3 protein-coding genes are annotated in these 1797 nt (G+C 51.2%); all 3 read left to right on the top strand.

Annotated elements, in window-relative coordinates:
* On the top strand, positions 1–851 hold an 851-nt coding region (locus AK963_RS28475), incomplete at its 5' end, for a tail fiber protein (protein WP_202969910.1).
* A 1-nt stretch (position 852) separates the two neighbouring features.
* A complete protein-coding gene (locus tag AK963_RS28470; RefSeq protein ID WP_066018657.1) occupies positions 853–1371 on the top strand; it encodes a hypothetical protein in 519 nt (172 codons plus the stop codon).
* 71 nt (positions 1372–1442) lie between these two features.
* Positions 1443–1739, top strand: coding sequence for a hypothetical protein (locus tag AK963_RS32760; protein WP_139117751.1), 297 nt, complete (start codon positions 1443–1445; stop codon positions 1737–1739).
* The last annotated feature ends 58 nt before the right edge of the window (positions 1740–1797 follow it).

The raw sequence follows: 1797 nt of genomic DNA, 5'->3' as shown, positions 1-1797 counted from the left end.
CATCGGACACCTTCTACAAAATCGACAACACCGAAGCCGTCACCTCCGTCAACGGCCATCAGGGCGTGGTCAGCCTCACCTACAACGACGTCAGCGCCCACCCGAACACCTGGGTTCCCTCATGGGCACAAGTGACCGGTAAGCCCGCAGACTACACCCCTTCGGCGCATACTCATCTGGCCGCTGAGATCACTGACCTTACGTTCGACACGAGTCATCTACTCCCTCTGGCCGGTGGCACCATGTCCGGCGACATCAAAATGACCGAAGGCAATGTTTTTGGTCGTGGCATCTATTGGGGTAGTGGCTATGCCGAAGGGTATATCCGTCAATCAACAGCTCAGGGCACCATCGAAATCGGCACCAGTGATTCTCTGACAATCAAACACAGCAGCACTAATGGCGTAGCAGCAACCATCAACACAATTTCTGCCACGTTCTCCGGCATCATCTACGCCAACAGTAACAAACGTGTTTTCGCCGACGACTACCACCCGAACGCCGACCAGCTCACCACGGCCAGAAACATCACCCTCGGTGGCGATCTCTCTGGCTCCGTTTCCTTCGACGGTTCAGCCAACGTCACCTTAACTGCTACTGTCAGCGACAATACCCACAACCACGCCATCGCCAACGTCACCGGCCTGCAAACCGAACTCGACGCGAAAGCCGACAACAGCCACAACCACGACGCCGCCTATTACACCCAGGCTCAGGTCGATGCCATCGTTGCCACCCTGCAAGCCCGACTCGACGCACTCGAAGCCAAGACCGCGCAGCAGTCCGTCACCGGCACAACCACCATATTCTCTGGCGAAGTACAGGCCACCGACATTTCAATAGGGAACTAATATGGCATTACCGAACAGTGGACGCTTATCTCTGGCAGACATCTCCACCGAGTTTGGAGGCACCGCACCGCATAAGCTCTCTGAGTACTATGGTTCTGGCAATGTTCCGGCGAGCGGGGTGCTGAAGCTCAGTGATTTTTATGGGGAATCTGCTTCAACTCACATGTGGACTATAGGAACCTCTGTAGTCGGTGGCACTACATACAAGGGGTTCAATCGAGACCCAAATGTTGCTCCCGATTTTGGTGACATCTCACCCCGAACATGTAACGGACATACATTATTAACTGTTGATCTTCATATAAATACTGGCAGTCTCACAGTGTTTGTAGTGGGTGGAACGCCGAGTGTTGGGGGGAAAACGGTAACATTGACTTTACCCGATGGAAAAACCCTGCAAAGAACGCTTCCTTCTAGCTCTTATGTTTACGAGACTGCCATAGGCGAGCTAAGGGATTTCTATAATTCTGTTAATGATCTGTCTGGTCAGACAGTACCAATCGACCTCACTATTAGTTAAGTCACAAAATCTTTTTTCACTAGGAGTATTTTAAAATACTGACGCACATGGATTGCTAACAGGATAAACCCATGCAAGGATCGCACAAAGAAAAACTCGACCAGATCGAACAAAAACTCGACACCTTCGAAGTCAAGTTCGAGCAGCTTGCCGATGCGATCCTGAAACTCACTCTTATCGAAGAACGCATCGCCTCCGTCATCGAGGGCAATAAAGAACTCCGCAGCTCCATCAAGGACAATAATCACCGTATTCAATCCCTCGAACGAAAATCCGAACGCTCACAAATCTTCGAAAAGATCACCTGGATCATCATGACCATCGCCATCGGCGGTTACTTCGCCGGTAAATTCTTTCTCGGGAAATAACATGAACAACAAAGACGCCCACAAAGCCCTCACCACTCTGGCAAAGTCCGATGGCTGG

It is taken from the genome of Endozoicomonas atrinae, assembly GCF_001647025.1.
Taxonomy (GTDB): domain Bacteria; phylum Pseudomonadota; class Gammaproteobacteria; order Pseudomonadales; family Endozoicomonadaceae; genus Endozoicomonas; species Endozoicomonas atrinae.
This window is presented reverse-complemented; position numbering and strand designations above follow the sequence as displayed.

Bases quoted from the DNA above. Each gene is read 5' to 3' on its own strand.
- AK963_RS28470 (WP_066018657.1), top strand. From the start codon at position 853: ATGGCATTACCGAACAGTGGACGCTTATCTCTGGCAGACATCTCCACC.
- AK963_RS32760 (WP_139117751.1), top strand. From the start codon at position 1,443: ATGCAAGGATCGCACAAAGAAAAACTCGACCAGATCGAACAAAAACTC.